Origin of the sequence: Amycolatopsis sp. MtRt-6, assembly GCF_017308975.1 — a bacterium.
Classification (GTDB): Bacteria; Actinomycetota; Actinomycetes; order Mycobacteriales; family Pseudonocardiaceae; genus Amycolatopsis.
This window is the reverse complement of sequence record NZ_JADWPD010000012.1, coordinates 26,636-51,485: the sequence shown is the minus strand read 5'-3', so window position 1 is coordinate 51,485 and position 24,850 is coordinate 26,636. Positions and strand designations below refer to the sequence as shown.

The following is a 24,850-nucleotide window of genomic DNA, read 5'->3' as shown; positions in this document are numbered from 1 at the left end:
GGCGCTGATCATCGCGCGCCTTTCCTGAGGCTGCCAGCGGCCCCGGTCGTGAGTGGTAATTCGGGTTCTAACCCTAATTACCACTCACGACAAGCCGCGGCAGACCATCCGCCGGGGTCAGCAGACGCTGTCGGTGGGTTCCGGGTTCGCCAGCCCGAACAGCGGGCGCAGCTTGAGGCCGATCCAGGTGCCGCCGAGGGCGAACACGCCCCACAGCCAGCCGTGCAGGCTGCCGGTGGAGATGCCGCCGAGGTACGCGCCGATGTTGCAGCCGCCGGCCATCCGCGCGCCGACGCCCATGAGGACGCCGCCGAGGAGCGCGGCGACGGCCGTGCGCCACGGGATCGAGCTGTGGATCTTCCACGCGCCCGCGGCCGCGGCGGCCACCGCGGCGCCGATCATGATGCCGATGTCGGTGAGGCTGGTCTTGTCGCGCCAGATCGGGGCGGCCAGCGACGTCGCGTTCGCCTTCTGCCGCCAGAACTCCCACGTCTCCGGGTGCAGGCCGAACACCTGCAGGATCTTGGCGCCCCACAAGGCGAACGCGCTGGTAATGCCCCAGATCCCGCCGGAGACGAGGAAAACCGCGGCGGCCAGCACGCCCAGCACGACGGCGCCGGCGAGCATCGGCCAGGAGCCGCGGAAGACCCGGGCGAAGCCCCGCGCGGTCGGCACGACGTCGACCGGCGGCGGCGTCCGGCGGCGCTGCACCGTCCGGGTCGCGAGCACGATCCCGGCGAGCACGGCGATCGTGATCGCCCACGAGCCGAACCAGCCGACGTGGTCGGCGAGCAGCACGCCCTTCAGCTCGGGCCAGCCGGACAGCACCGGGTACGCCCAGGTGTAGAGCACCGAGCCGGCGACGAACCCGCCCAGCGTCAGCACGATGGCGGACTGGCCGGACCCGACGGCGAACAGCGTCCCGGACGCGCACGCGCCGCCGAGCTGCATGCCGATCGCGAAGAGCAACGCGCCGGCGAAGAGGGCGAGGCCGAGGGCGCCGGCCGTCGGCGCGGGCTTGCTGCCGAAGAGACCGCTGCCGGTGCCGGCGATCAGCGCGATGAGCGTCGCGGCGGTGCCGAGCAGCACGGTGTGGGCCCGCAGGCCCTGCCCGTTGCCGACGGCGATGAGCTGCCGCCACGCCGAGGTGAAGCCGAACCGCGAGTGGAAGAGCGCGAGCCCCAGCCCGAGGCCGAGCAGCAGCAGGACGCCGAACTTGGCGCCTTGGCTCGCCCAGACGTACCAGGTCAGGCCGGCCGCGAGCACCCCGGCAACGGCCAGCGGGACGATCCTGACGGGCTCCTCCGGCCGCGGTGCGGGCGCGGCGCAGGAGGTGGGGAAGTACTTGTCACCGATCGGGGATTGGGTCGTCGCCACCGGCTACTCCAGGCTCGGGCGGGCAGGACGACCCAAGTTAGGACGCGTGACCGGGCGGTTGCAGCCCGTCGCACAGTGTGGGACGAACGGAGCAATCCGGGTACGCGAAAGGCCCCCTCGCCGAGGCGGCGAGAGGGCCTTCGTGCAGCGACAGCTATTCGTTCGTCTTGACGCACATCGTCGTCGCCGGCTCCGGGTAGACCGCGACGCGCGTGGCGTCGGTGTCCTCGCAGACGCTCTTGTCCGCCTGGCCGGTCACGACCTTGACCAGCTCGCCGTCCTTGGTCGGGTCGGTGCAGGGGACCTTCAGGTAGCCCTTGGTCTGGGACGTGAAGTTCGCCAGGCAGTCGCCCTGCTTCGCGTTGATCATCAGGCACAGCTTGTACGAGCTGCGGCCGCTCACCGAGTACGTGTCGTAGCCCGCGCCGGTGCCGCCGGGGCAGTCCTCGGACGCCTTGTCCAGCTTCTTGGCGATCTTGACGTTCGCCTTCGGGTCGTTGCAGTCGGCCTTCGCCGGGTCGTCGCCGCCCTGGGTGAACTCGGTGATCGTGAGGCAGTCACCGGCCTGGGAAGTGGCCGGCGACTTCATGAACGAGACGATCCCGACGATGACCAGCACGACCACCACGATGGCGCCGAGGCCACCCATGATCAGGCCCTTGGCCTTCGAGCGCTTCGGCGGAGCCGGCGGCGCGGGCGGGAACCCGGGCTGGCCGCCGGGCGGGAACTGGCCGGGCGGCGGGCCGTACTGACCCGGCTGGCCCTGCGGCTGACCGTACTGGCCGGGCTGGCCGTACTGCTGCTGCGACTGGCCGCCCGGAGGCGGTCCGTAAGGATCGGGCTGACCCACCGGCTGCTGGCCCCCGGGGGCCGGAGGGGGAACGCTCACTGTGAACCTCACACATGTGAAATGAAGAACCGACCCGGACATCAAACACGCAGGGTGAGGGCGGGCCGCAGCGGGGTCCCCAAATGCACTAAATACCCACAGAAAAGGCGCCCCGCCGATTACGGAGCGCCTTCACTGCGGAACTGTGAGCCAGGTTACTCACGGAAGTACGAGAGCAACCGCAGGATCTCGAGGTACAGCCACACCAGCGTCGTCATCAGGCCGAACGCGGTGTACCAGGCCCACTTCGACGGCATGCCCTCGCGGATCATCCGGTCGGCCTGGTCGAAGTCGAGCAGGAAGCTGAACGCCGCGATACCGATGCAGACGAGGCTGAAGATGATGGCCAGCGGGCCACCGTCGCGCAGCGGGTTGAAGCCGAACGCCAGCGAGCTGATCAGGTTGAACAGCATCAGGATCGCGACACCGACGACGGCACCGACGATCCACTTGGTCAGCTTCGGCGTGACCTTCACGGCGCCGGTCTTGTAGACCACCAGCATGCCGATGAACACACCGGCGGTGCCGATGATCGCCTGCAGCGCGATGCCGGGGTAGATCGCCTCGAACACGCCGCTCAGCGCACCGAGGAACAGACCTTCGGCCGCCGAGTACGTCAGCGTCAGCGCGCCACTGGGCTTCTGCCGGAAGATGATCACCAGCGAGATGACGAGCCCGACGATGAGGCCGCCGATCATCGCGCCGACGAGGGCGCCGGAGAGCCGGCCGGTCTCGGCCAGCTGGACCTGGGCCCAGATCGCCGTGACCACCCCGACGAGCAGCGCGACGCCGAGGGACATGCCCGTCTTGAGGACGACGTCGTCGACGGTCATCGGGCGGTCGCCCTCGCCGGCAGTGGCCCGGCCCGGGTCGTACCCGGGCACGCCGCCCTGGGGTTGATTGAAGCCCACGGGGGGCCCGTACTGCCCGTAAGTCTGGGTTCCGCCGCCGGGCAGGTTGCGGAACGCCGGGTTGCTACTGGAACGCACCTGATCCTCCTGGATCTGCTGCTTTGTGAATCATCGCTGCATCGGGTTCAACGACCGCCGCGGGCGCGCGGTTCCCGTCGAGTAAAGACGACTTTACTCGACGGCAGCCCGTCTGCCTCGGACGACACGGTAAGCGACGGATGTCACGACCGTTCGGCGACAGCCACCCGAAGAGCGGTACACAGTTTCGCCCCTTGACGCAACGCTCACTTCGCGTGCTCGGATCTTCACCGAACGCGCGTCGGGGCCTTGATCAGTCGTGTGACCTGCAGAGACGCCGGGCGCTGCCGCGCGTCGAACGAAGGAGCATGGACACCATGGGGTGGTCGACACACCCGCGCGCGGGTACTCGCGCGCTCACCGGACTCGTCGCCGCGGCCCTGCTCGGCACGCTCTCCGTGACGGTCGGCGCCGCGCCGGCCGCCGCGGCCGGCCAGGAAGGCATCGGCTACGAGGTCAAGCCCGGCCAGGACATGACCCCGCGGCCGAGCCGCAATTGGCTCGGCTCGTACGTCGTCGGCGGGGAGCAGGTCTTCTGCGTGAGCTTCCAGCTCAAGGCCCCCGACACCGACGAGCGGTACGAGCCGGGTGACGAGCTGCTCACGAAGTGGGGCACGAAGCTGCCCGCCGACCAGGCGGCGAACATCTCCTACCTGCTGCTGCGCTACGGCGACACGAAGAAGCCGGCCGAAGCCGCGGCGCTCGCCCACCTGCTGCACTCGTGGACCGCCGCTCCGCGCACGGCGGCCGACCTGGCCCCGTCGCTCACCTCCGACAAGATCGGCTACGACGCGCCGTACCACCTCGACCGGCTCCCCGCGGACGCCAAGGCGGCCGTCGAGCGGCTGCGCGCCGAGGCCGAGACCGACCGTGGCCCATGGACCGCGTCGGTGACCACGCCGAAGGGCGACCAGCACCCCGGCGAGGCCGCCGAGTGGACGGTCACCGTGAAGAACGCCAAGGACAAGGGCGTCCCGGACGTCCCGGTGAAGCTGACGGCGACCGACGCCACCATCGGCGGCGAGAAGACCGGCAACGCGGCCGGGAACTCGAGCCCGCAAGCTGCCGCGAAGGACGTCACGCTCAAGACGGACGCCGACGGCACCGTGACGGTGAAGCTGACGCCGACCGGCGACCGGCCGAAGCTCGTGGCCGCGCTGTCCGCCCCGGCCGACCGGCCCTACGTACGGGTGCCGGTCGACACGAAGGTGCAGCGCGTGGTCTCCACCGGCGGCGAGCGGGAGCTGACCGCCCAGGGCGCCGTCAGCGTGGCCAAGCCCGGCAAGGTCCAGGTGACCAAGACGGACGCGAAGACCGGCCAGGGCGTCGGCGGCGCGGTCCTGCGGATCACCGGCAAGGATCGGACGTCGCCCGCGCTCGGCCAGGACGGCAAGCCGCTCACCGGGGCCGACGGCAAGCCCGCGGTCGTCACCACCGACGGCAAGACCGGCGGCGTGACGGTCGAGAACCTCCGCGCGCCGCAGGAGATCTGCGTCGTCGAGGCGAGCCCGCCGCCGGGCTACACGAACGCGTTCGACCCGCAGAACCCGCCGTCGGCCTGTGGCACCGTCAAGCCGGGCGACACCCTCGCGCTGACCGTCACGAACAAGCCGAACGACGTCCCGCGCGCGATCCCGGCCGGAGACCAGCCGGTCGCGCGGGCGCAGGGTGTCGTCGAGACGAGCTACTCGGTGCCGGGCCTGGCCGGGCTCGGCCTGCTCGTGCTGCTGGCGGCCGGGCTGTTCGGCGTCGCCGCGCGGCGGGCGTCCCGGCGGTAACGGCGTGGCGCGGCACGGCGGCGACCGGCAGGGCGAGGACTGGTTCGTCGATGAATGGCACCGCGGCGTCGGCTGGGCGGCCGTCGACGACGAGCCGTCCGATGATCACCGGGATCGGCCCGCGCCGAAGCCCGGGCGGGGCCGGCTGCTCGCCGGCTTCGCGCTCGGTGCGGCGACGGTGCTCGCGGTGCAGTACGGCCCCGCCGTGCTCGCCGCGGCGCCCGCGGCCGTCGTGACCGGCACGGCGCTGCCCGCCGCGGGTGCGGCCGCGGCACCGGCGGCGCCATCCCCGCCGCCGGCCGCCACCACACCCGCGGCACCGGCCGCGCAGACGCCGTCGTCACCGGGGCCGCCGCCGTCGTCGTCCGTGCCGCCGGCGCGGCAGCGGCCGGGCACCGTCCGGCTGCCCGGCGGCGGGACGGCGACGCTGGTGCGCGCGGACCTCGGCCCGAACGGCGAGCTGCCGGTGCCCACCGACCTCGGGCAGGCGACGTGGTGGGGCGCGTCACTCGACGCGGCGGGCGGCGCGAGCGTGTTCGCCGGCCACGTGAACTGGCGCGGCGCGACCGGGCCGTTCGCCGAGCTGTGGACCGCCAGGATCGGCGCCGAAGTGACCATTGTGGACAGTGCGGGCAAGACGTGGCGGTACCGCATTGCGCAGCTGGTCACGGTGCACAAGAGCGATCTGCCGGCCCGCGCGGACTACCTGTTCGGCCCGTCCGGCCCGCACCGCGTGGTGCTGGTGACGTGCGGCGGCCGCTGGGTCGGCGGCTCGGACGGCTACGAGGAGAACCGCGTCGTCATCGCGGACCCGGCCTAAGTTACTCGTGGGTAACATCACGTTTCGAAATGGTGGTCGCGGGCCTCGCCATGCAGCAGAATGCCCAGGGTCAGGGCTGTGGAGCGCGGAAGGTGTGAAGACAATGGCGACGTTCTTGGTGACCGGGGCGACCGGACTGATCGGGCGCCACTTCACCCGGCTGCTGCTCTCCCGCCCCGACGACGACCGCGTCGCCCTCGTGGTGCGCGCGTCCTCGCGGGCCAAGCTGGCCGCGCTGGTCGACCAGTGGCCGCACTCCGACCGCGTCACGCTCGTCACCGGCGACCTCGGCGAGCCGCTGCTCGGCGTGTCCGAAGCCGACCGGGAGCAGCTGCGCGGGAGCGTCGACCACATCGTCCACCTCGCCGCGCTCTACGACCTCACCGCCGACGACGAAGCCAGCATCAAGGCCAATGTGGACGGTACGCGGGCCGTCGTCGACCTCGCCGCGGACCTGCGCGCGGGCTGCCTGCACCACGTCTCTTCGGTGGCCGTCGCGGGCGACCACGAAGGCGTTTTCACCGAGGAGATGTTCGACGCCGGGCAGCGGCTCATCACGCCGTACCACCGGACCAAGTTCGAAGCCGAGAAGATCGTCCGCGAACAGGACCAGGTGCCGTGGCGGGTGTACCGGCCCGCCGTCGTCGTCGGGCACTCCGAGACCGGCGAAATGGACAAGATCGACGGCCCGTACTACCTCTTCCCGGCGATCAACCGGCTCGCCGGGCTGCCCGACGTGCTGCCGATCGTCGGCCCCGACCTCGGCGACACGAACATCGTGCCGGTCGACTACGTCGCCAAGGCGCTGCTGGAGCTGGTGGTCAAGCCGGGCCTCGACGGCCACGCCTTCCACCTGGTCAACCCCGAGCCGCAGCCGGTCGTCTCGGTCTACAACGCCTTCGCGCGGGCCGCGGGCGCGCCGACGATCACCGTCCAGCTGGGCGAAGGGATCTCCAAGCGGATCGTCGGGCTGGTCAAGCTGACCGAGCACATTCCCGGCGTCACCATCGCGCGCGACGCCGTCATGGAGCGGTTCGGCATCCCGCCGGTGCTGCTGGACACAATGGCGTTCCCGTCGGTGTTCTCCTCGGCCGAGACGCGCAAGGCGCTGGCCGGCACGGTCGAGGTCCCGCGGCTGGAGGAGTACGCGCCGACGCTGTGGCGCTACTGGCGCGAGCACCTCGACCCGTTCCGTGCCCGCAAGCACGGCCCGCGCGGCGAACTGGACGGCCGCCGCGTGATCATCACCGGCGCGTCGTCGGGCATCGGGCGCGCGACCGCGTTGAAGGTGGCGGCCGCGGGCGGTGTCCCGCTGCTCGTCGCGCGCCGCCAGCACGAGCTGGAGGAGGTCCGCGACGAGATCGTCGCCGCCGGCGGCACGGCGTCGGTGTACCCGGCCGACCTGACCGACGAGGACTCGGTGCACAAGGCCGTCGACGCGATGCTGGCCGAGCACGGCCGGATCGACATGCTGGTGAACAACGCCGGCCGCTCGATCCGCCGCTCGATCAAGCTGTCCTACGACCGGATGCACGACTACGAGCGCGCGATGGCGATCAACTACTTCGGCGCGGTGCGGCTGATCCTCGCGGTGCTGCCGCACATGTCGGAGCGGAAGTTCGGGCACATCGTGAACGTGTCGTCGATCGGCGTCCAGGGCATTGCGCCGCGCTTCTCGGCGTACGCGGCGTCGAAGGCGGCGCTGGACTACTTCTCGCGCATCGCGGCGACCGAGACACACGGCGACGGGATCACGTTCACCACCATCCACATGCCGCTGGTGCGCACCCCGATGATCCGGCCGACGAAGATCTACGACGCGTTCCCGACGAAGTCGCCGGAGCAGGCCGCGGACATGGTGATGAAGGCGCTCGTCGAGCGGCCGAAGCACATCGGGACGCCGGCCGGGCAGGCGATCGGGCTGGCGTACACGCTCACGCCGGGCCTCACCGACGCCGTCGCGTACCAGGGTTTCCGGATCTTCCCGGATTCGACCGCGGCGGGGGGTTCGGGCGAACTCAAGATCGGACGTGGCGAGAAACACCTCTCGCGCGCGGCGATGGCGTTGGCGCGGCTTTCCCGCGGCTTCCACTGGTGACGCTGCGTTTCGTGGGTGAGGCCGTTCCGGCGACACGGCGACACTTGTCAGTGATTCGTTAAGCCGGAAGGCGGAGGCGGCGGGTGCCCGGGTACGGTCGGGCGCATGGTTCCTGAGCGCGACCCCGCCGCAACCGCCCTCAACGGCCTTCTCCCCCTCCGGCGTGAGTACACGCAGGCCTGGCACGGCTTCGACCGCAACGAGGTCCGGCAGTACCTCGACCACGTCGAGGCCCAGCTGCGCCGGGTGCTGAGCGAACGCGACGCGGCCGCGGCGCAGGCCGCCGCCGCGACCCGCGAAGCCGAGTCCGTCCGGCAGCAGGTGGCGGCGCTGGAAGCGCGCATCGAAGAGCTCAAGAAGCCGCCGGAGCGGCTCGAGGACCTCGACGAGCGGATGCAGCGGACGGTGACGCTCGCGCAGGCCCGCGCCGACGAGATCATCAAGCGCGCCGAGGTCGCCGCGGAGAAGACGTGGGCGTCCTCGACGGAGGCGTCGACGAAGCTGCGCGAGCGGTACTCGAAGCTGGTCGCGGAGCTCGACAAGCAGGCCGACCTGCTGCACTCCGAGCACGAGAACGCGCTGGCGGAAACCCGCGCCGAGGTCCAGCGGCTGACGGTCGAGGCGGCCCAGCGGCGCGAGCTGCTGGACAACGAGGCGGAGCGGAAGCGCCGGAAGCTCGAGCGCGAGTTCGAGGCGGCCCAGGCCGCCCAGAAGGCGGCGCTGGAGAAGCACATCGCCGACCAGCGCACGGCGAGCAAGAACCAGGCGGAGCGCCGCATCGCGGAGGCGACGGCGGAGGCCAAGCGGCGTCTCGACGAGGCGACGGCGGAGGCCAAGCGGCGCCTGGACGAGGCGACGACCCAGGCGGCCCAGCGCACGACGGCGGCGAACCGCAAGGTCGAGCGGCTGGCGGAGATCCGCGAGCAGGCGCGCAAGAGCCTGGCGATGGCGGAGGACATCCTCAACCGCAGCGAGACGCAGCTGGCGACCCTGCCGGAGGAAGCGGTGATCCCGCAGGCGTCGAAGCTGGTCGGCGGCGACACGGACGTGGAGTCGGCGACCACGCCGGCCGCACCGGTGGTCCCGGTGGTGCAGCCGCCGATCCCGAAGGCGGCGGTGTCGGCACCGAAGCCCGCGCCCAAGCCGGCTCCGGCGCCCAAGCCCGCGCCTCAGGCGGCCAAGCCGGGAAACACGCCGGCGAACTCGAACGGCCCGGCGACCAAGCCGGCGAACGGCAACGGCACGAACGGCAATGGCGCGAAGCCGCTGTCGCCGACCGGGAGCAAGCCGGGCAACTGAGCAGCCCCCGTTTCCCACGCTACCGGCGACCACCGACAGTTCCGGCCCGCCGGCAGGCCACTCAAGCGCCCCAATGTGGCCTTGGTTGCGCTCAACGCACCGAAGGCCGCCTTGGGTGCGTCCAACGCACCGAAGGCCACATTGGGTGCGTTGGACGCACCGAGGGCCACATTGGGGCGCTTCTTCAGCTGCGCGCCGTTCGGGGCCAGGGGTTGGCCGCCTCCAGCTGGGCCGCCAGGCCCAGCAGCAGCGGCTCCCCGCCCGGACGTGCCACCAGCTGCACCGACGTCGGCAGCCCTGACACCGCCGACCGTCCCATCGGGACCGTGATCGCCGGGTAGCCCGCGAAGTTCCACTGGCCCGTGAAGCCCGCCAGGCGGGTCGACGGCAGTACGTTCGCCAGCCAGCCCTTCTCGTGCCAGCGGCCCGCCTTCACCGGCCAGTGCGACAGCGTCGGCGTCATCAGCACCTCATGTGTCGCGAAGAACTCCTCCGCGCGGGCCACCCACCGGTCACGCGTGGCCGGGCGGAGCAGGCCCGCCCGGGAAACCAGCCGGCCCGCGCGGATGTGGGCTCGTGTGCGGCGCTGCAACCGCGAGACGTCGAACGCACGGGCCTGCTCCGCCGGGCCCGCCAGCCAGCGGGCCGTCATGCCCAGGACCATCATCGCCGGATACCGCGGGGCCGCCGGGGACACCTCGTGGCCGTCCGCCGCCAGCAGGCCCGCCGCCGTCGAGACCGCCGCCACCAGCTCGCGAGGGACCGGACTGTGCAGCAGCGGCACCGTTGTCGACATGCCGATACGGACCGGCGCCGGCGAAGACACCGCAGCCAGCTCCGGACGAGCAGCCAGCACCGACAGCAGCAACGCCGTGTCCGCGACCGTCGTCGCCAGCGGCCCGTGCACCGACATGCCGAACCAGCCGCCTTCGGCCAGCAGGTCCGCGCCCGGCTTCAGGCCCACCAGGCCGCACATCGCCGCCGGGAGGCGGACCGAGCCCATGCCGTCCGAACCGTGGGCCAGCGGGACCAGCCCCGCCGCCACCGCCGCCGCGCTGCCGCCGGACGAGCCGCCCGCCGCATACGTCGGGTCCCAGGGGTTGCGCGCGATGCCGTCCGGGGTGTCGCTCATCGGCCAGATGCACAGCTCCGGCACCCGCGTCAGCCCGACGATCACCGCGCCCGCCGCCCGCAGCCGGGTCGCGATCACGCCGTCCGCGGCCACCCGCGCCGACGATCCCGCCAGCGAGCCGTGCGACGCGTACTCACCGGCCATTTCCGTGACGTCCTTGAGCGCGACCGGCACCCCGGCCAGCGGCAGCGACGCGAGGTCCGGCCGTGCCGCGACCTCCGCGGCTTCCTTCAGCGCCTCCTCGGCACGCACCCGCCGGAAGGCGCCGACGACGCCGTCCGCCGCCGCGATCCGGTCGAGAGCCTCCTCGGTGACCTGCACCGGATCGAGCTGCCCGGCCCGGACGGAAGCCGCGATCTCCACTGCCGTGCGCACCATGATCGGACCCTAGCCCACGGAAAGGTGACAGCGGCAAAGAAAACGTCTCAGATTGCGCCGGCTCGCAAGGCGTAGGCGACGGCGTGCGCACGATTGTTGAGCCCGCAGCGCGTCATCAGTCCGTAGAGGACGTTCTTCACGGTCCGCTCCGAGTAGCACAGCTTCGCCGCGATCTCCTCGGTCCCGAACCCCTCGGCGACCAGCCGCAGCACGTCGCACTCGCGCGCCGCCAGCCCGGAGAGCGTGAGGCCGTTCGGCTCCAGGACGTCCTTGCGCATCCGCTGCACCTGGGCCAGCAGCGCGCCCTGCAGCCGCGGCGGCAGGTTGGCCGTGCCGTCGCCCGCCGCGAGCACCGCCGTCACCAGCTCGGCGCCGCCCGTCTCGCGGCGCGGCAGGATCGCCACCACGCCGCACTCCAGCGCCGCCATCAGGTCGCTTTCGCGGAAGTGCTCGACGACCAGCACCACGTGGGACGCCTTGGCCGCGCGGATCTCGCCCAGGACGGCCTCGGTGACGTGGTCCTCCATCACCAGCAGCACGTCCGGCACGAGGTCGGTCAGCCGGACGTCGGGATGGTTGTCCAGCAGGCTCACCGCGCCGGCGTGCGTGATCGGGTCCGAGGCCAGGACACTCACTTCGACGGGCTTCATGGGGGCAGTGTGGACGGCGTGTCTTCACGCCGTCCCTATTCCGCCTTCACGCGCGTGAAGACAGCTCGCCGAACGCCGCCCGCGCCCGCTCCAGGCACCCGGGCATCCGCTCGGCCGCGCGGGCCCAGTCGCGCTTGGCCCGCAGGTATTCCTCCCGCGCTTCCGGCGTCCAGCCGGCCAGCCCCGGCTCGACCCGCGCCTCCAGGTCCGCCAGCAGTTCGCCCAGGTCCCCGGTGATGGCGCCCATCCGGTCGAGCACCAGATCGGCGAAGCTGAAGTCGAGCCGCGTCACGGCAGGCGCGGCCGCGGCATCGGGCCGCCGGTCGCCTCCAGCAGCTGCGCCAGCCGCGACAGGATGACGTCGAACTCCTGCTCCCAGTCGCTCATCGCCTGGCCGAACCGCACCGACGCCTCACCGCGCCACGACGCCTGCACCATCGCCATCTCGCTGTTGACGTCGCGAAGGCCCGACCGGGCCGCCTCGAGGGCGTGCGCGAAGCAGGCTGCGGCCCGCTGCATGTCTTCGGTCGGCATCGCGGCTCCTCTCGGGCTCCGCGAGCGTGACGCACCGGAGCGGCGGCGCGGAACCCCGCCCGCGTGCCCTTGCCCGAATGTCCGCCATCATTGCCTGCCGGTTCACGACGTCCGCGTATGCTCACGGCAGGCATCCGGCGCGTGACGATTCGTCGCGCACGAAGGGAGACCGATGTCGGCCGCGGACGGCTCCGCACCGAGACTCCAGCTGCTGGGCCCCATGAAGGCCTGGCAAGGCGACACGGAGCTCGACCTCGGTTCCGCGCACCGCCGTACGGTGCTCGCCGCACTGGCGATGCACCCGGACCGCACGGTTTCGCGCGAGGAGCTGATCGACGCCGTCTGGGGCGACGCGCCGCCGCAGAGCGCGCAGGGCTCCATCTACACCTACGTCTCCGGGCTGCGGCGCGCGCTCGAACCCGGCCGGGCCAAGGGCGAAGGCCCGCAGCTGCTCGCGTCGATCGGGTCCGGCTATTCGCTGCGCCTGGCCGCCGACGCGATCGACGTCCACCGGTTCGAAGCCCTGCGCGAGCAGGCGCACCGCAAGCACGCCGCCGGTGACCTCCGCGGGGCCCGCGAAGCCTTCGACGAAGCTTTGGCGCTCTGGCACGGCGTCCCGCTGTCCGGGCTGCCCGGGCCGTTCGCCGCCGCGCAGCGCGCCCGGCTCACCGAGCTGCGGCTGGCGACCGTCGAGCGGCGCGCCGAGGTCGTGCTGGACTCGGGCGGGCACACCGAGCTCGTCGCCGAGCTGACCGCGCTGACCCGTGAACACCCGTACCGCGAGACGTTGCGCGGGCTGCTCATGCGCGCCCTGGTCCGGGCGGGACGGCGGACCGAGGCGATCGCGGTCTACGCCGACGTCCGCGACCGGCTCGTCGAGTCCTCGGGCACCGAACCCGGCCCGGCCCTGCGGCGGCTGCACGACGAGCTGCTGGCGAAACCCGCCGCGGCACCGGAGCCGGCGCCGGTCGCGGCCGTGTCGCGGGTGCCGGCCGCGGCGCTGCCCGAGCGGGCGGAGATCTTCGTCGGCCGGGAGGCCGAACTCGACCGGCTGCACGAAGCCGTCGCCGGCCTCGGTGCCGGGACAGGGCGGTCGGTGTGGCTGGAAGGCGAGCCCGGCAGCGGGCGGACCGCGCTGCTCGCCGAAGTCCTCGCCGCGGCGCGGGATTTCCACCCGGCGTTCGCCGCCGCGGACGCGCTGGACCAGCGGTTCGCCCTCCGGCCGCTGCTCGACGCGCTGGGCGTGCACCCGCGCGCCACCGACCCGCGCCGGGCCGCACTGGCCGCGCGGCTCGCCGAGCAGTCCGGCGAGGACCCGGTCGACGGCGTGCTCGGGCTGGTCCGCGAGCTGTGCGCGGAAGCCCCGCTCGTGCTCGTCGTCGACGACCTGCAGTGGGCCGACGACACGACGCTGCGCGTCTGGCGCTACCTGAGCCGGGAGACGCGGCAGCTGCCGTTGCTGCTGGTCGGCGCCTGCCGTCCGGTACCGCGGCCGGCCGCGCTGGACGAGCTGCTTGACAACGATGACATCGCCGTCCTGACCCTGCCGCCGCTGGCCGAGGACGCCACGCACGAGCTGGCGACCGAGCTGGCCGGCGCGCCACCCGGGCCCGGGCTGCAGCGGCTGGTCTCCTACGGGGCCGGCAATCCGCGCTACGTCCGGGAAATCGTCGAGACACTGCTCGCGCAGTCGATGATCGTGCTCGACGGCGTCCACGCGCACCTGGACGGCAACTCGTGCCAGACGGTCCCGGCGCCGCTGGGCTCGCGGATCACGCAGTACCTGAGCTTCCTGTCCAGCGGCACGCGCGACGCGCTGCGGTGGGCGGCGCTGCTGGGCCGCGAGTTCTCGCCTTCGGACATCGCGGTCGCCACCGAGCGGCCGCCGACGGCGCTGGTCGGCGCGGTCGACGAGGCGATCACGTCCGGGGTGCTCGTCGAATCGGGCGACCGGCTGGCGTTCCGGCACCCGCTCGTGCGCCGCGTGCTCTACGAGAAGTCGCCTGCGGCGATGCGGGTCGCGCTGCACCGGCAGCTGGCCGAGGCCTTCGCGGCCGCGGGCGCCCCCGCCGAGCGCGTCGCCGAGCAGCTGGCCGCCGCGCCCGCGCAGGTCGACCCGTGGGTCACCGGGTGGCTGCTGGAGCACATCGGGACGGTCGCCACCGCGACCCCGCGGGTCGCGGTGGACCTGCTGCGCCACGCCGTCACGCAGGGCACGCTGCCGCCGGACGCGCGGGAGACGCTGACCGCGACCCTGGCCCGGCTGCTGTTCTGGCTCGGCCGGGAGCCGGAAGCCGAGGCGCGCTCGGTCGTCGCGCGGACGTCCGACAGCAGGCGCGCGGCCGAGATGCGCTGGATCCTGGCGTACGTCTACTACCGCCGCGGTGACTTCGCGGAGGCGACCGCCGAGCTCAAGCGGACGCTCGCCGACGCCGACGTCCCGGAGATGTGGCGGGGGCGGCACGAGTCGCTGCTGGCCACGCTGGAGAAGCTCGGCGCGGAGACGGCGCTGGCGCCGGCGGGGCTGCACCCGCTCGACGACGCCGCGCTGGCCGTGCCGAACCTCGACAGCCTCGACGACGCCGCCGAGCCGCTCGACGCCGCCCGCCGGATCGCCGCGACGCGCGCGGTGCCGGGCGAGATGCACCTGGCCGGCGCGGTGCACTACTACTGGCTGGGCCGCTGGCCGGAGGCGCTGGCCGAGCTGGACGCGGTGATCCGCGACGGCGCCGAGACGGCGTCGTACGTGCTGCGCAGCCCGGGTTCGGCGCTGCTGGTGCACGGCGTCGGCGCGCTGATCGCCGGGCACCGCGGCGAACCGGGCCAGGCGCGCACGCACCTCGACGCGGCCGACCGGCAGCGGTGGCCACCGGGCCTGGAGCCCGACGGCGGCGACTTCCTGCTGGCGGCGCGGGCGTTGCTGGCCGAGCAGGAAGACCGTCCGGAGGCCGCGCTGACGGCGTTGCTGCCGTTGCTGGAGGACAACTACCCGCCCGCGGCCCGCCACCAGTGGCTGCCCGACCTGGTGCGGCTCGCGGTGCTGCTCGGCGATCGGGACCGGGTGCGTTCGGCGTTGCGCCTGCTCGAGCCGGAGGGAGAGGTCCCGCCCGCACACGCGGCGGCGGCCGCGCACTGCCGGGGTCTCGCGACGGGGGACGCCGGGCCGGTCCTGACGGCGGCCGGGCACTACCGCGCGGCCGGCCGCGTGCTGAAGCAGGCCAAGGCGACCGAGGACGCGGCGATCCTGCTGGCGGAGGCGGGCGAGCTGGCGGAAGCACGGACGGCGTTCCGCGGCGCGTTGACGGCGTACACGGAGATGGGCGCGGTGTGGGACGTGCGGCGGGCGGAGGCCCGCATGGGGCCGTTCGGCATCCGGCGCGCCCCCGCGGCCCGGCCCCGGGCGGCCGCCGGAAGCTGAACCCCGAGCGCCCCAATGTGGCCTTCGGTGCGTTCAACGCACCCAAGGCGGCCTTCGGTGCGTTGAACGCACCCAATGTGGCCTTGGGGCGCTTGGGCGCGCAACCTCGGGAGGGGTTGTCACGTCGGTAAGGTCAGCTGAGTAGTGGTCCCTGGGGGATGGGGTCTGGGCGCGAGTCCCAGAGGGGACGGCAACGACATGCCAGGGGAAGACCCCGGCCTGCGGGTCGGTGTGCTCGGCCCGCTGCGGGCCTGGCGCGGGGCGGCCGAAATCGGCCTCGGCCCCGCTCGTCAGCGTGCCATCTTCGCGGTGCTCGCCGTCAACGCCGGCCGGCCCGTTCCGCGGGCCGAACTGATCGCCGGCGTGTGGGGCGACGCCGCCCCGGCCAGCGTCGAAGGCAGCGTCCACACCTACGTCTCCGGGCTGCGGCGGGCCCTCGAACCCGGCCGGTCACGCTGGTCGGCCGCCAGCGTCCTCGTCTCGGATCCCGCCGGGTACTCCCTCGTGCTCGGCGAAGACGCGCTCGACGCGGCCCTCTTCGAACGGCACCGCGAACGCGCGCGACGGCACCTCGAACAGGGCGATCCCGGGGCCGCCGTCACCGAACTGGACGACGCTCTCGCGCTCTGGCAGGGCGAAGCCCTCTCCGGGGTGCCCGGCGGGTTCGCCGAACGGCACCGCGAATACCTCGCCGAGCTGCGGCTGGACACCCTCGAACGGCGTGCCGAAGCCGTGCTCGCCCTCGGCGGGCACCTCGACCTCGCGCCGGAGCTCGCCGTGCTGGCCGGCGAACACCCCCTGCGGGAGTCGCTGCGGGAGTCGCTCATGCTCGCCCTCTACCGCAGCGGGCGGCCCGCCGACGCGCTCGACGTCTTCCGCGACGCCCGTGCCACGCTCGTCGCGGAACTCGGCGTCGAACCCGGCCCCGCGCTGCAGCGGCTCCAGCGGCAGATCCTCGCCCAGGACCCCGCGCTCGACGCGCCCGCGCCACCGGTCGTGGTCACCGGGCACCGGCTCTTCGGCCGCGAAACCGAACAGGCGAAGCTCGCCGAGCTCGTCGCCGGCGTCCGCGCCGGCCGGGGGCGGGCCGTCTGGATCGAAGGGGACGCCGGGATCGGCAAGTCCGCGCTGCTCACCTCCGCGCTGCCGGACGGCCTCGGGTTCCAGCGGCTCTGGGCGGCCGCCGACGAGCTGAGCACCCGGTTCCCGCTGCAGGTCGTGCTGGAGTGCCTGGCGATCGACGCGCACTCGCCCGACCCGCGGCGCGCGCGGGTGGCCAAGGAACTCGCGGGCGAAGGCCCGGCGCGGCGCAGCTGGGGCCCGGCCGACCCGGTGCTCGGCGCCGTCGACCGGCTGCTGGCCCTGGTCGACGAGCTGTGCGCGCAGTCGCCGCAGGTGCTGGTGATCGACGACCTCCAGTGGGCGGACGAAGCTTCCGTGCTGGTCTGGCACCGGCTCTGCGCGGCGACCCGCCAGCTGCCGCTGCTGCTCGTGGCCGCGACCCGCCCCGCGCCCGACCGCGCCGAGCTCGCCCAGCTGCGTCGCGGCGTCCAGGCGCGGGACGGCGTCGTCCTCGACCTCGCGCCGCTGACCGGCGAGGACGTCGGCAGGCTGATCGAAGACCAGCTCGGGGCACCGCCCGGGCCGGGGCTGCGCGAGCTGGCCGCCCGTGGTGCCGGAAACCCGTTGTACGTCAAGGAAATGGTCGACGTCCTGAAGCGGGCCGGTGCGGTGGAGGTGAGCGGCGGCCAGGCCGACGTCGACGACCCGGCGGAGTTCGAGGCCCCGCGGTCCCTGGTCGCCGCGGTCGACCGGCGGCTGGATTTTCTCACCGCGCGGACGCAGGAAGTGCTGCGCTGGGGTGCGTTGCTGGGCATGGAGTTCGCCGTCGGCGACGTCGCCGCGGTGCTCGGCAGCCGGCCGTCCGACCTGCTGGCGCCGCTGGAAGAAGCCGTCGCGGCGAACGTGCTCATCGACACCGGGACGCAGCTGGCGTTCCGGCACCCGCTGCTGCGCCAGGCGTTGTACGACCGGCTGCTGGCCGGGACGCGGGCCGCGTTGCACCGGCAGGCCGCCGAGGCGCTCGCCGGGATCGGCGCGCCGGTCAAGCGCGTGGCCGAGCAGCTGGTGGCAGCACCGGCCACAGTGGACGAATGGGTGCTGGACTGGCTCGCCGCGCACCACGCCGCCGTGTCCACCCGGGCGCCGCTCATCGCCGTCGAGCTGCTGGAACGCGCGCTGGCCGCGTGCCCCGGCACCGACCCGCGCCGGGAGACGCTGCTGGTGGCGCTGGTCAAGGTGCTGTTCCGGCTCGAACGCAGCCCGGAAGCCCTGACGCGGCAGGCACTCGACGTCGCCACCGAGCCGGACGCCGTCGAGGAGATGCGGCACGTGCTCGCGGCGCTGCTGCACCGCCGCGGCGACACCGAAGGCGCCGTCGCGACGCTCGCCGCGTGGATCGACGACCCGGCCGTGCCCGAGCTCTGGCGGGTCAAGCACCGGCAGCTGCTGGCGAACTTCCGCCGCGGCAGCCTGTCCGATTTGGACGCCGCGGAGCGGACCGCGCACGAGACCAGATCGCTCGCCGGCGGCGACCGCTACCTGACCGCGCACGCCCTGCAGTCGTTGTGGCTGGTCGATTCGGTGCGCCGCGAGCACGACCGCGCGCTCGCCCACATCGACGCGGCGATCGAGGCCGTCGGCGACGAGCACGAGCTGGCCGACCTGCACCTGGACCTGCTCGACAACCGCGTCTTCACGCTGCAGAACCTCGACCGGCTGGCCGAGGCGGGCGACGCCCTGCGCGCGGCGGGCGAAGTCGCGGCACGGCACGCGTTGCCGGTCGGGTTGCAGGTGTCCGCCGCGGTGCACCGGTACTGGGAAGGCCGCTGGGACGAGGCGCTGGTCGAGCTGGACACGGTCATCGAGGACGGCCCGGCGATCACGTTCTACGGCCTGCGCGAGCCGGGCCCGGCGGCGCTGCTGCTGCACGGCGTCGCGGCGCTGATCGCGGGCCGCCGCGACGACCGGGCCCAGGCGGCGGCCCACCTCGACGCGGCGGAGGAGTACGCGCCGGCCACCAGCGCCGAGCGCGAGAGCTTCGACTTCCTGCTGGTCGCCGACGCGCTGGCGGCCGAGCAGCGCGGTGACCGGGTCCGCGCGCTGGCGGTCTTGGAGCCGATCCTGAACCCGACATACGCGCAGATGATGCTGCGCCACCAGTGGCTGCCGGCGTTCGTGCGGCTGGCGATGGAGCAGGACGACGTCGCCCGCGCCCGCCGCGCCCTGGCGGTGTGCGAGGAGGAGGCGGCGAAGGAGCGACGTCCGGCACGGGCGCACGCGGCGGCGTCGTGGTGCCGCGGGCTGATCGAGGAGGACCCGGCCCCGGTGCTGGCCACGGCCGAGCACTTCCGCGCGGTCGGTCGCCGCCCGGAGCTGGCCTCGGCACTGGAGGACGCGGCGGTACTGCTGGCGCGCGCAGGCCGCCTGGACGCGGCACACGCGGCGTTCGAGGAGGCGGCCGAGCTGTACACGGCGTTGGCGGCCCGGTGGGACCTGCGGCGCGCGGAGACCCGCCTGCGCCGCCTGGGTGTCCGCCGGGGCGCGCTGTTCTCCCCGATCCGCCCGGGCCACGGCTGGGAGTCGCTGACGCCGATCGAGGTCCGCATCGCGGGGCTGGTCGCGGAGGGCCGGTCGAACCCGGACATCGCGGCCGAGCTGTCGCTGCCGCGGCGGACGGTCCAGGCCCACGTCGCGCGGCTGCTGGGCAAGCTCGAAACGCCGTCACGCTCGGGCGTCGCCGACGCCGTCCGCCGGCGCGTGTCCGGCTGACCTGGAATTGCCGGAAAACGCGGTGAGCACCGACCCGGCCGGGTCGGTGCTCACCGAACTGCTGCGAGTGCCGTGGCCAGCCTCAGCAGGGCGTGGCCGACAGCTGGATGTACCAGACCGGATCCCAGTTGACGGAGTCGCCTGTCCCCGCCCACTGGCAACGGATCAGCCTGCCGTTCTGGTCGAGAAGCCGCATGCCCGCGTTCCCGGTCTGACTGTTGACGACGGAGCCCGAGTTGCCGGTGAAGTTGTTCAGCGAATACGTGCCGTAGTTGTAGAACTGGAATTCCCAGCCACCGTTGGATCCCCAGCTCGGAGTGGCACAGGCGTAGCCGGTCGGGCAGTCGTGCACCTCGCCGACCGAGACCCAGACGCGCCGGGCCGGAGCCGGCGACGTCGACGGCTCGGCGGCCGCGACCGACGCGGATCGGGCGGCGCCACCTCCCACGGTGCCGGCAGGCGCGGCCTGCGCGGGCAGGACACCTGCTGCCAGGAAGCCCATCACGATTCCGATGACCGCCACGATCCGGCGCTGTCGAATCCTCACCATTATCCCCCTAGGTCAGTGTGAACCGGACCGTACCGGCATTCCGGACGAAGATCAAGTTCGCCGGCGAGACGCGATCGGGATCACGAATCACAGCGAGTTGGCCTTCGCGACCCGGCCGAGGAAGCGGCCCGACTCCTTGACCGTCCGCCGCTGGGTCTCGAAGTCGACGTGGATCAGGCCGAACCGCTGCGTGTACCCCATGGCCCACTCGAAGTTGTCCAGCAGCGACCAGGCGAAGTACCCGCGGACGTCGACGCCGAGCCCCAGCGCGTCGTGGACCGCGCGCAGGTGCTCCATGAAGTAGTTGACCCGGGCCGCGTCGTACACGCGGCCGTCCACCACCTTGTCCACAAAGGATGCCCCGTTCTCCGCCACCACCAGCGGCAGACCACCGGACCGAGCGGAAATCCACGTGAGCAGCGAAGTGAGCGTCGCAGGTGACTGCTCCCAGCCGAACGCCGTCAGCGGCGGCGGGGCCGGCAGGACGTCCAAGCCGCGCAGCGTCGGCAGCGGGCAGTTGCTCGGCGCCTGCGGGTCGTCGAGCGGCGTCACCCGGGCCGGGGCGTAGTAGTTCACGCCCAGCCAGTCGATCGGGGCCGCGATGACGTCCGTGTCGCCGTCGCGGACGCACTCCGCGAACCGGCCCGCGGCCGCCACCACGTCCGCTGGGTAGCCGCGGCCCAGCACCGGGTCCAGGAAGAACCGGTTGTGGATGCCGTCGAACTTCCGGGCCGCCTCCGCGTGGGCCGGTGACGAGCCGTCCGGGATCGCCGGGGCGAAGTTCAGCGCCAGGGAGACCTCGTGACCCGGCCCGGTCAGCGCCCGCGCCGCCAGGCCGTGCGCCAGCAGCAGGTGGTGGGCCGCGACCAGCGCCGTGGCGTGGTCCTGGCCGCCGGGTGCGTGCACGCCGCTGCCGTAGCCGAGGAACGCCGCGCAGAACGGCTCGTTGACCGTCGTCCACTGCCGCACGCGGTCGCCGAGCGCGGCGTGCACCACCGCCGCGTAGTCGGCGAACCGCGAAGCCGTGTCACGCGACGGCCAGCCGCCCGCGTCTTCGAGCGCCTGCGGCAGGTCCCAGTGGTAGAGCGTCAGCACCGGCAGGACGCCACGGCTCAGCAGCTCGTCGACCAGCCGGTCGTAGAAGGCGAGCCCGGCCGCGGACGTCGTCCGGCCGTCCGGCATCACCCGCGGCCACGCCACCGAAAACCGGTAGGCGTTCAGGCCCAGGTCCGCCAGCAGGCCGATGTCCTCGGGATAGCGGTGGTAGTGGTCGCAGGCGACGTCGCCGGTCGCGCCGCCGAGCACCTTGCCGTCGGCCGCCGCGAACGTGTCCCAGATGGACGGTCCGCGGCCGCCCTCGGACACCGCGCCCTCGACCTGGTAGGACGCGGTGGCCGCGCCCCACAGGAAGCCCGCCGGGAAGGTCATACCGGTGCCCCTTTCAGGATGCCCCGCACGAGGTGACGGCCCAGCAGCAGGAACAGCGCGATGACGGGCACGACGGCGACGGTCGCGCCGGTGAGCATCAGCGCGTAGTCGGTGTAGTAGCCGCTGGCCAGCTGGGACAGCGCGACCTGCACGGTCGGCGTCTCGTTGGGGTCGAGGACGACCAGCGGCCAGAAGTAGTCGTTCCAGGTGGCCATGAACGTCAGCATCGCGAGCACCGCGGCCGGCGAGCGCAGCGCGGGCACGGCCACGTGCCAGTAGGTGCGCAGGATCGAGCAGCCGTCGACGGTCGCGGCATCGACGAGGTCCGGGCTGATCGCATTCTCGCAGGCCTGGCGCATCCAGAACACGCTGAAGGCGCTGACCAGCGCCGGCACGATCACCGCTTCGAGCCGCCCGTACCAGCCGAGGTCGCCGACGACGAGGTACAGCGGGATGACGCCGAGCTGCGCCGGCACCATCGCCGAGCCGACGACCAGCAGGAACAGCGTGTTGCGGCCCGGGAAGCGCAGCCGCGCGAAGGCGAATCCGGCGAGGCTCGCCAGCACGACGTTGGACACCATGACCGTGCTCGCGACGATCAGCGAGTTGCCGATGGCCAGCCAGAAGTCGACGGTGCCGAAGACGCGCCGCACGTTCCCGGCCAGGTTCCCGCCCGGCAGCAGCAGCGGCGACGTCTCCCCGATCGCCGAGTTGTCCCGCGTGGCCACGACGAACGACCAGTACAGCGGGAACACCGACGCGCCGAGCACCCCGGTCAGCACGGCGTAGACCCAGCCGCCCGGCCGCCGCCGCGCCGTCACGCCGACCTCACGAACCGGCGCACCAGCCGGTAGTTGACCAGCGCGAACAGCGCGCAGATCACGAACATCACCCAGGTCAACGCGGCCGCGTAACCGGCGTCGAGGTGCGTGAACCCCTGCTCGTACAGGTACATCACCAGCGTCTGGAACTGACGGTCGTTGCCGCCGGTGCCGGCCGAGCCGCCGGCGTCGAACAGCTGCGGCTCGGCGAACAGCTGCAGGCCGTTGACCGTGCCGGCGATCGCGGTGAAGGCGAGCGCGGGCCGGATGCCCGGCACGGTGACCGACCAGAACGTCCGCCACCGCGAAGCGCCGTCGAGCTCCGCCGCCTCGTACAGGTCGCGGGGGACGGCCTGCATCGCGGCCAGGTAGATCAGGGCGTTGTAGCCGGTCCAGCGCCAGAGCACCATGCTCGCCACGGCGAAGTGCGACGTCCAGGTCGACGCCCGCCAGTTGACCGGCCCGGCGCCGAACCAGCCGAGGACCTCGTTGACGACGCCGTAGTCGCGGCTGAACAGCTGCCCGAACACCAGCCCGACGGCGACGACGGACACGACGTTCGGCAGCAGGACACCGGTGCGCCACCAGGTCGCGGCCCGCAGCGGCCGGTCGAGCAGCGCCGCGATGCCCAGCGCCAGCAGGAATTCCGGGACGGCGGCGAGCAGGAAGATCGAGACCGTGTTGGCGAGCGCGTTGTAGAAGTGCGGATCGGTGAGCAGGTCGCCGTAGTTGGCGAGGCCGAAGCGGCCCTGGTCGCCTTCGAGCAGGTTCCAGTCGTGCAGCGAAACCCACGCCGTGTACAGGAGCGGAAAGGCGCCGAAGACGACGAACAGGGCGAAGAAGGGCGCGACGAACAGCAGCGGCGTGACCGTGCGGTCGAGGCGGTGCTGCACGCGCGGCTACTTCAGGGCGGCTTGGGCCTGCTGGACGGCTTCCGCCCAGGCCTGCTCGACGGTGTTGGTGCCTTCCTCGACGCGGCCGAGCGCGCGGCCGAACTCGGGCCGGACGTCGGCGTCGCGCAGGCCGCGGTAGTTCGGGCGCAGCTGGTCGGCGGAAGCGGCGAAGATCCGCCCGATCGGCGCGTCACCGAAATAACTGTCGGTGTGCGCGATGACCTGCGGATCTTCGTAGACCGCGGGCTCGCTAGGCAGGATTCCGTCGGAGAGGAAGAGCTTTTTCTGCTGTTCCGGGGCGGTCAGCCAGCGGGCGAGCTCGTAGGCCTGCTTCTGGTGCTCACCCTGCTTCGGCACGGTCAGGAACGAACCGCCCTGGTTGCCGCTCTTGCCGGGCACGGTGGTGACGTCCCACTTCCCGCGGTTGGCGTCCCCGCCGGCTTCCTTGATCTGGCTGAGCATCCACGCGGGACAGGCGACGGTGGCGAAGGAACCCTGCTTGATCGCCACGTTCCACGCCTGGGTGAACGTCGTCGCCGCCGCGGTCTGCCCCTTCGCGGCGAGGCCGCCGGAGAGGAAGAAGGCGTTACGCACGCTGGGGTTGCGGTCGGCGATGAAGGAGTCGTCCCGCTGGGAGAAGTAGTTCTCCGGCGACTGGTTGAGCATCGCCGTGTAGACGGTGCCGGCGGAGTCGGCGAACTTGACACCCGGCGACTTGGCGGTGAACCGTTCGGCCGTGGCCGCGTAGGCGTTCCAGTCGGGCATCAGCTTCGCGACCTCGTCGCGGTCGGCAGGCAGGCCCGCGGCCTGGAACAGGTCGCGCCGGTAGCAGAGGGCGAGGCTGCCCATGTCCGTGCCGAGGCCCAGCACGAAGGCGCCGTCGGTGCCCTGCGCCCACTTCCACGGCACCCACTGCTTTTCCAGGTCGCGGGCGCCGTAGCCGGCCAGGTCGGCGAACTTGTCCTTCGCCTTCCGGTACTGCGGCATGTACTGCTCTTCGATCGCGACGACGTCGGCGGCGCCGTGCCCGGTGGCCAGCTGCGTCGCGAGGCCCTTGTGGTGGGTGTCGAAGTCGGTGACGCGGTTCTGCACCGTGATGTCCGGGTGCAGCTTCTCGTACTCGGCGATCAGCGGCGCGTAGCCGAACTCGCCGAAGGTCGCGATGGTGAGCTTCGTCTTCCCCTCGGCGTCACCCGGACTGCAGGCGGCGAGCGGGATCAGCGCGGCGACCACGAGCGCGGTCCGGCGGACGATCGTTCGCAACAGGCTTCCTCAGATCACACCGGCCCGCACGGCGTACGCGACCGCGTGCGGCCGGTTGCGCAGGTTGAGCCGGTTGGTCATGGCGTAGATGACGTTCTTCACGGTCCGCTCCGAGTAGCAGAGCTTGCCCGCGATCTCCGCAGTGTCCCAGCCTTCGGCCATCAGGCGAAGCACATCCACCTCGCGCGGCGTGAGTGCCGCGCCGCCGTGCTCGCCGGCAAGGGCCTCGACCTGCTCACGCAGGGGAGACGTGCGGCCCCGCGCCGCGGCGAGCACGTTCGCGGTCAGCCGGTCGAGCGCGGTCCGCGGCAGCACGGCGGAGACGTGGCAGTCGGCGAGCAGGCCGACGTGCGCGGGGTCGACGTGCCCGGCCACCAGCACGATCGCGGCCGGCGACTCGGCGGCCGCGGCCCGCAGCGCGGCGACGGCCTCGCGGTCGACCTCCCCGACGGCGAACACCAGCACGGCGGCCTCACCCCGGCGGGCGCGCGGCAGGACCAGCAGCTCGGGACGGGACTTCAGGTGGTTGATCAGCCCGGTCAGGGCGATCGGGTCGGACGCCCACGCCGCCACTCGCACCTGGTCCATCGAACCCTCCTCCGCCCACGACGATTCCTGACTGGCTCCAGTCTGCTGAGGACGCCTTCATGAATTCTCTAAGGCGCGTGACGCCATTCTTCACGCCGTGAAGTTGGGGCGTCG

At 72.8% G+C, this 24,850-nt stretch carries 19 protein-coding genes; 6 read left to right on the top strand and 13 right to left on the bottom strand.

Annotated elements, in window-relative coordinates:
* Nucleotides 1–117: 117 nt before the first annotated feature.
* The 3 genes from I4Q55_RS21290 to I4Q55_RS21280 form a co-directional block, all read right to left on the bottom strand.
* Nucleotides 118–1,377, bottom strand: a complete 1,260-nt coding sequence (locus tag I4Q55_RS21290; protein ID WP_206789999.1) for a YeeE/YedE family protein — start codon at nt 1,375–1,377, stop codon at nt 118–120.
* A 154-nt stretch (nt 1,378–1,531) separates the two neighbouring features.
* The gene (locus I4Q55_RS21285) at nt 1,532–2,227 is read right to left on the bottom strand and encodes a hypothetical protein (protein WP_206790226.1); all 696 of its coding nucleotides are present in this window, start codon (nt 2,225–2,227) and stop codon (nt 1,532–1,534) included.
* 194 nt (nt 2,228–2,421) lie between these two features.
* Nucleotides 2,422–3,255, bottom strand: coding sequence for a Bax inhibitor-1/YccA family protein (locus tag I4Q55_RS21280; RefSeq protein ID WP_206789998.1), 834 nt, complete (start codon nt 3,253–3,255; stop codon nt 2,422–2,424).
* 317 nt (nt 3,256–3,572) lie between these two features.
* Between I4Q55_RS21280 and I4Q55_RS21275 the strand changes: the two genes are divergently transcribed.
* The 4 genes from I4Q55_RS21275 to I4Q55_RS21260 all read left to right on the top strand — a co-directional run bounded on the left by I4Q55_RS21275 (nt 3,573) and on the right by I4Q55_RS21260 (nt 9,250).
* On the top strand, nt 3,573–5,033 hold the full coding sequence (locus I4Q55_RS21275) for a collagen binding domain-containing protein (protein ID WP_206789997.1): 1,461 nt from the start codon (nt 3,573–3,575) through the stop codon (nt 5,031–5,033).
* 4 nt (nt 5,034–5,037) lie between these two features.
* Nucleotides 5,038–5,853 (top strand): class F sortase, encoded by an 816-nt coding sequence (locus I4Q55_RS21270; RefSeq protein ID WP_206789995.1) that lies wholly within the window; start codon nt 5,038–5,040, stop codon nt 5,851–5,853.
* A 103-nt stretch (nt 5,854–5,956) separates the two neighbouring features.
* Complete coding sequence (locus tag I4Q55_RS21265; protein ID WP_206789994.1) at nt 5,957–7,951, top strand: SDR family oxidoreductase; 1,995 nt, start codon at nt 5,957–5,959, stop codon at nt 7,949–7,951.
* A 105-nt stretch (nt 7,952–8,056) separates the two neighbouring features.
* Complete coding sequence (locus I4Q55_RS21260; RefSeq protein ID WP_206789993.1) at nt 8,057–9,250, top strand: cell division protein DivIVA; 1,194 nt, start codon at nt 8,057–8,059, stop codon at nt 9,248–9,250.
* 184 nt (nt 9,251–9,434) lie between these two features.
* Here the strand turns inward: I4Q55_RS21260 and I4Q55_RS21255 are convergent, their stop codons facing one another.
* From I4Q55_RS21255 to I4Q55_RS21240, 4 genes are read right to left on the bottom strand one after another with little or no spacing between them, the layout of a single operon-like run.
* Complete coding sequence (locus I4Q55_RS21255) at nt 9,435–10,760, bottom strand: amidase family protein (RefSeq protein ID WP_206789992.1); 1,326 nt, start codon at nt 10,758–10,760, stop codon at nt 9,435–9,437.
* Nucleotides 10,761–10,807: 47 nt separating this feature from the next.
* Entirely contained in the window at nt 10,808–11,410 is a 603-nt protein-coding gene (locus I4Q55_RS21250; RefSeq protein ID WP_091317867.1) for a response regulator transcription factor, read from the bottom strand.
* Nucleotides 11,411–11,456: 46 nt separating this feature from the next.
* Nucleotides 11,457–11,702, bottom strand: coding sequence for a WXG100 family type VII secretion target (locus tag I4Q55_RS21245; protein ID WP_206789991.1), 246 nt, complete (start codon nt 11,700–11,702; stop codon nt 11,457–11,459).
* Nucleotides 11,699–11,944, bottom strand: coding sequence for a WXG100 family type VII secretion target (locus I4Q55_RS21240; protein WP_206789990.1), 246 nt, complete (start codon nt 11,942–11,944; stop codon nt 11,699–11,701). The genes I4Q55_RS21245 and I4Q55_RS21240 overlap by 4 nt, the downstream gene beginning before the upstream one ends.
* A 172-nt stretch (nt 11,945–12,116) precedes the next feature.
* Between I4Q55_RS21240 and I4Q55_RS21235 the strand changes: the two genes are divergently transcribed.
* Both I4Q55_RS21235 and I4Q55_RS21230 read left to right on the top strand, forming a co-directional pair.
* Nucleotides 12,117–15,362, top strand: coding sequence for a BTAD domain-containing putative transcriptional regulator (locus I4Q55_RS21235; RefSeq protein ID WP_206789989.1), 3,246 nt, complete (start codon nt 12,117–12,119; stop codon nt 15,360–15,362).
* Nucleotides 15,363–15,560: 198 nt separating this feature from the next.
* Entirely contained in the window at nt 15,561–19,193 is a 3,633-nt protein-coding gene (locus tag I4Q55_RS21230) for a BTAD domain-containing putative transcriptional regulator (RefSeq protein ID WP_206789988.1), read from the top strand.
* Nucleotides 19,194–19,275: 82 nt separating this feature from the next.
* Here the strand turns inward: I4Q55_RS21230 and I4Q55_RS21225 are convergent, their stop codons facing one another.
* From I4Q55_RS21225 to I4Q55_RS21200, 6 genes are all read right to left on the bottom strand, one after another.
* Nucleotides 19,276–19,716 carry a hypothetical protein gene (locus I4Q55_RS21225; protein WP_206789987.1) on the bottom strand — a complete coding sequence of 147 codons (441 nt, stop codon included), beginning with the start codon at nt 19,714–19,716 and terminating at the stop codon, nt 19,276–19,278.
* Between the two features lie 114 nt (nt 19,717–19,830).
* Nucleotides 19,831–21,171, bottom strand: coding sequence for a GH1 family beta-glucosidase (locus I4Q55_RS21220; RefSeq protein ID WP_206789984.1), 1,341 nt, complete (start codon nt 21,169–21,171; stop codon nt 19,831–19,833).
* Nucleotides 21,168–21,992: a carbohydrate ABC transporter permease gene (locus I4Q55_RS21215; RefSeq protein ID WP_206789982.1), complete on the bottom strand. Its 825-nt coding sequence runs from the start codon at nt 21,990–21,992 to the stop codon at nt 21,168–21,170. Before I4Q55_RS21215 ends, I4Q55_RS21220 begins: the two co-directional genes overlap by 4 nt.
* Nucleotides 21,989–22,885, bottom strand: coding sequence for a carbohydrate ABC transporter permease (locus tag I4Q55_RS21210; RefSeq protein WP_206789980.1), 897 nt, complete (start codon nt 22,883–22,885; stop codon nt 21,989–21,991). Before I4Q55_RS21210 ends, I4Q55_RS21215 begins: the two co-directional genes overlap by 4 nt.
* 6 nt (nt 22,886–22,891) lie before the next feature.
* A complete protein-coding gene (locus I4Q55_RS21205) occupies nt 22,892–24,148 on the bottom strand; it encodes an ABC transporter substrate-binding protein (protein WP_206789978.1) in 1,257 nt (418 codons plus the stop codon).
* Between the two features lie 9 nt (nt 24,149–24,157).
* A complete protein-coding gene (locus I4Q55_RS21200) occupies nt 24,158–24,736 on the bottom strand; it encodes a LuxR C-terminal-related transcriptional regulator (protein WP_206789976.1) in 579 nt (192 codons plus the stop codon).
* Between the last annotated feature and the right edge of the window lie 114 nt (nt 24,737–24,850).

Coding starts and splice junctions, on each gene's coding strand:
- I4Q55_RS21200 (WP_206789976.1), bottom strand. CDS start 24,736: ATGGACCAGGTGCGAGTGGCGGCGTGGGCGTCCGACCCGATCGCCCTG.
- I4Q55_RS21255 (WP_206789992.1), bottom strand. CDS start 10,760: ATGGTGCGCACGGCAGTGGAGATCGCGGCTTCCGTCCGGGCCGGGCAG.
- I4Q55_RS21240 (WP_206789990.1), bottom strand. CDS start 11,944: ATGCCGACCGAAGACATGCAGCGGGCCGCAGCCTGCTTCGCGCACGCC.
- I4Q55_RS21275 (WP_206789997.1), top strand. CDS start 3,573: ATGGGGTGGTCGACACACCCGCGCGCGGGTACTCGCGCGCTCACCGGA.
- I4Q55_RS21220 (WP_206789984.1), bottom strand. CDS start 21,171: ATGACCTTCCCGGCGGGCTTCCTGTGGGGCGCGGCCACCGCGTCCTAC.
- I4Q55_RS21230 (WP_206789988.1), top strand. CDS start 15,561: ATGCCAGGGGAAGACCCCGGCCTGCGGGTCGGTGTGCTCGGCCCGCTG.
- I4Q55_RS21235 (WP_206789989.1), top strand. CDS start 12,117: ATGTCGGCCGCGGACGGCTCCGCACCGAGACTCCAGCTGCTGGGCCCC.
- I4Q55_RS21250 (WP_091317867.1), bottom strand. CDS start 11,410: ATGAAGCCCGTCGAAGTGAGTGTCCTGGCCTCGGACCCGATCACGCAC.
- I4Q55_RS21260 (WP_206789993.1), top strand. CDS start 8,057: ATGGTTCCTGAGCGCGACCCCGCCGCAACCGCCCTCAACGGCCTTCTC.
- I4Q55_RS21265 (WP_206789994.1), top strand. CDS start 5,957: ATGGCGACGTTCTTGGTGACCGGGGCGACCGGACTGATCGGGCGCCAC.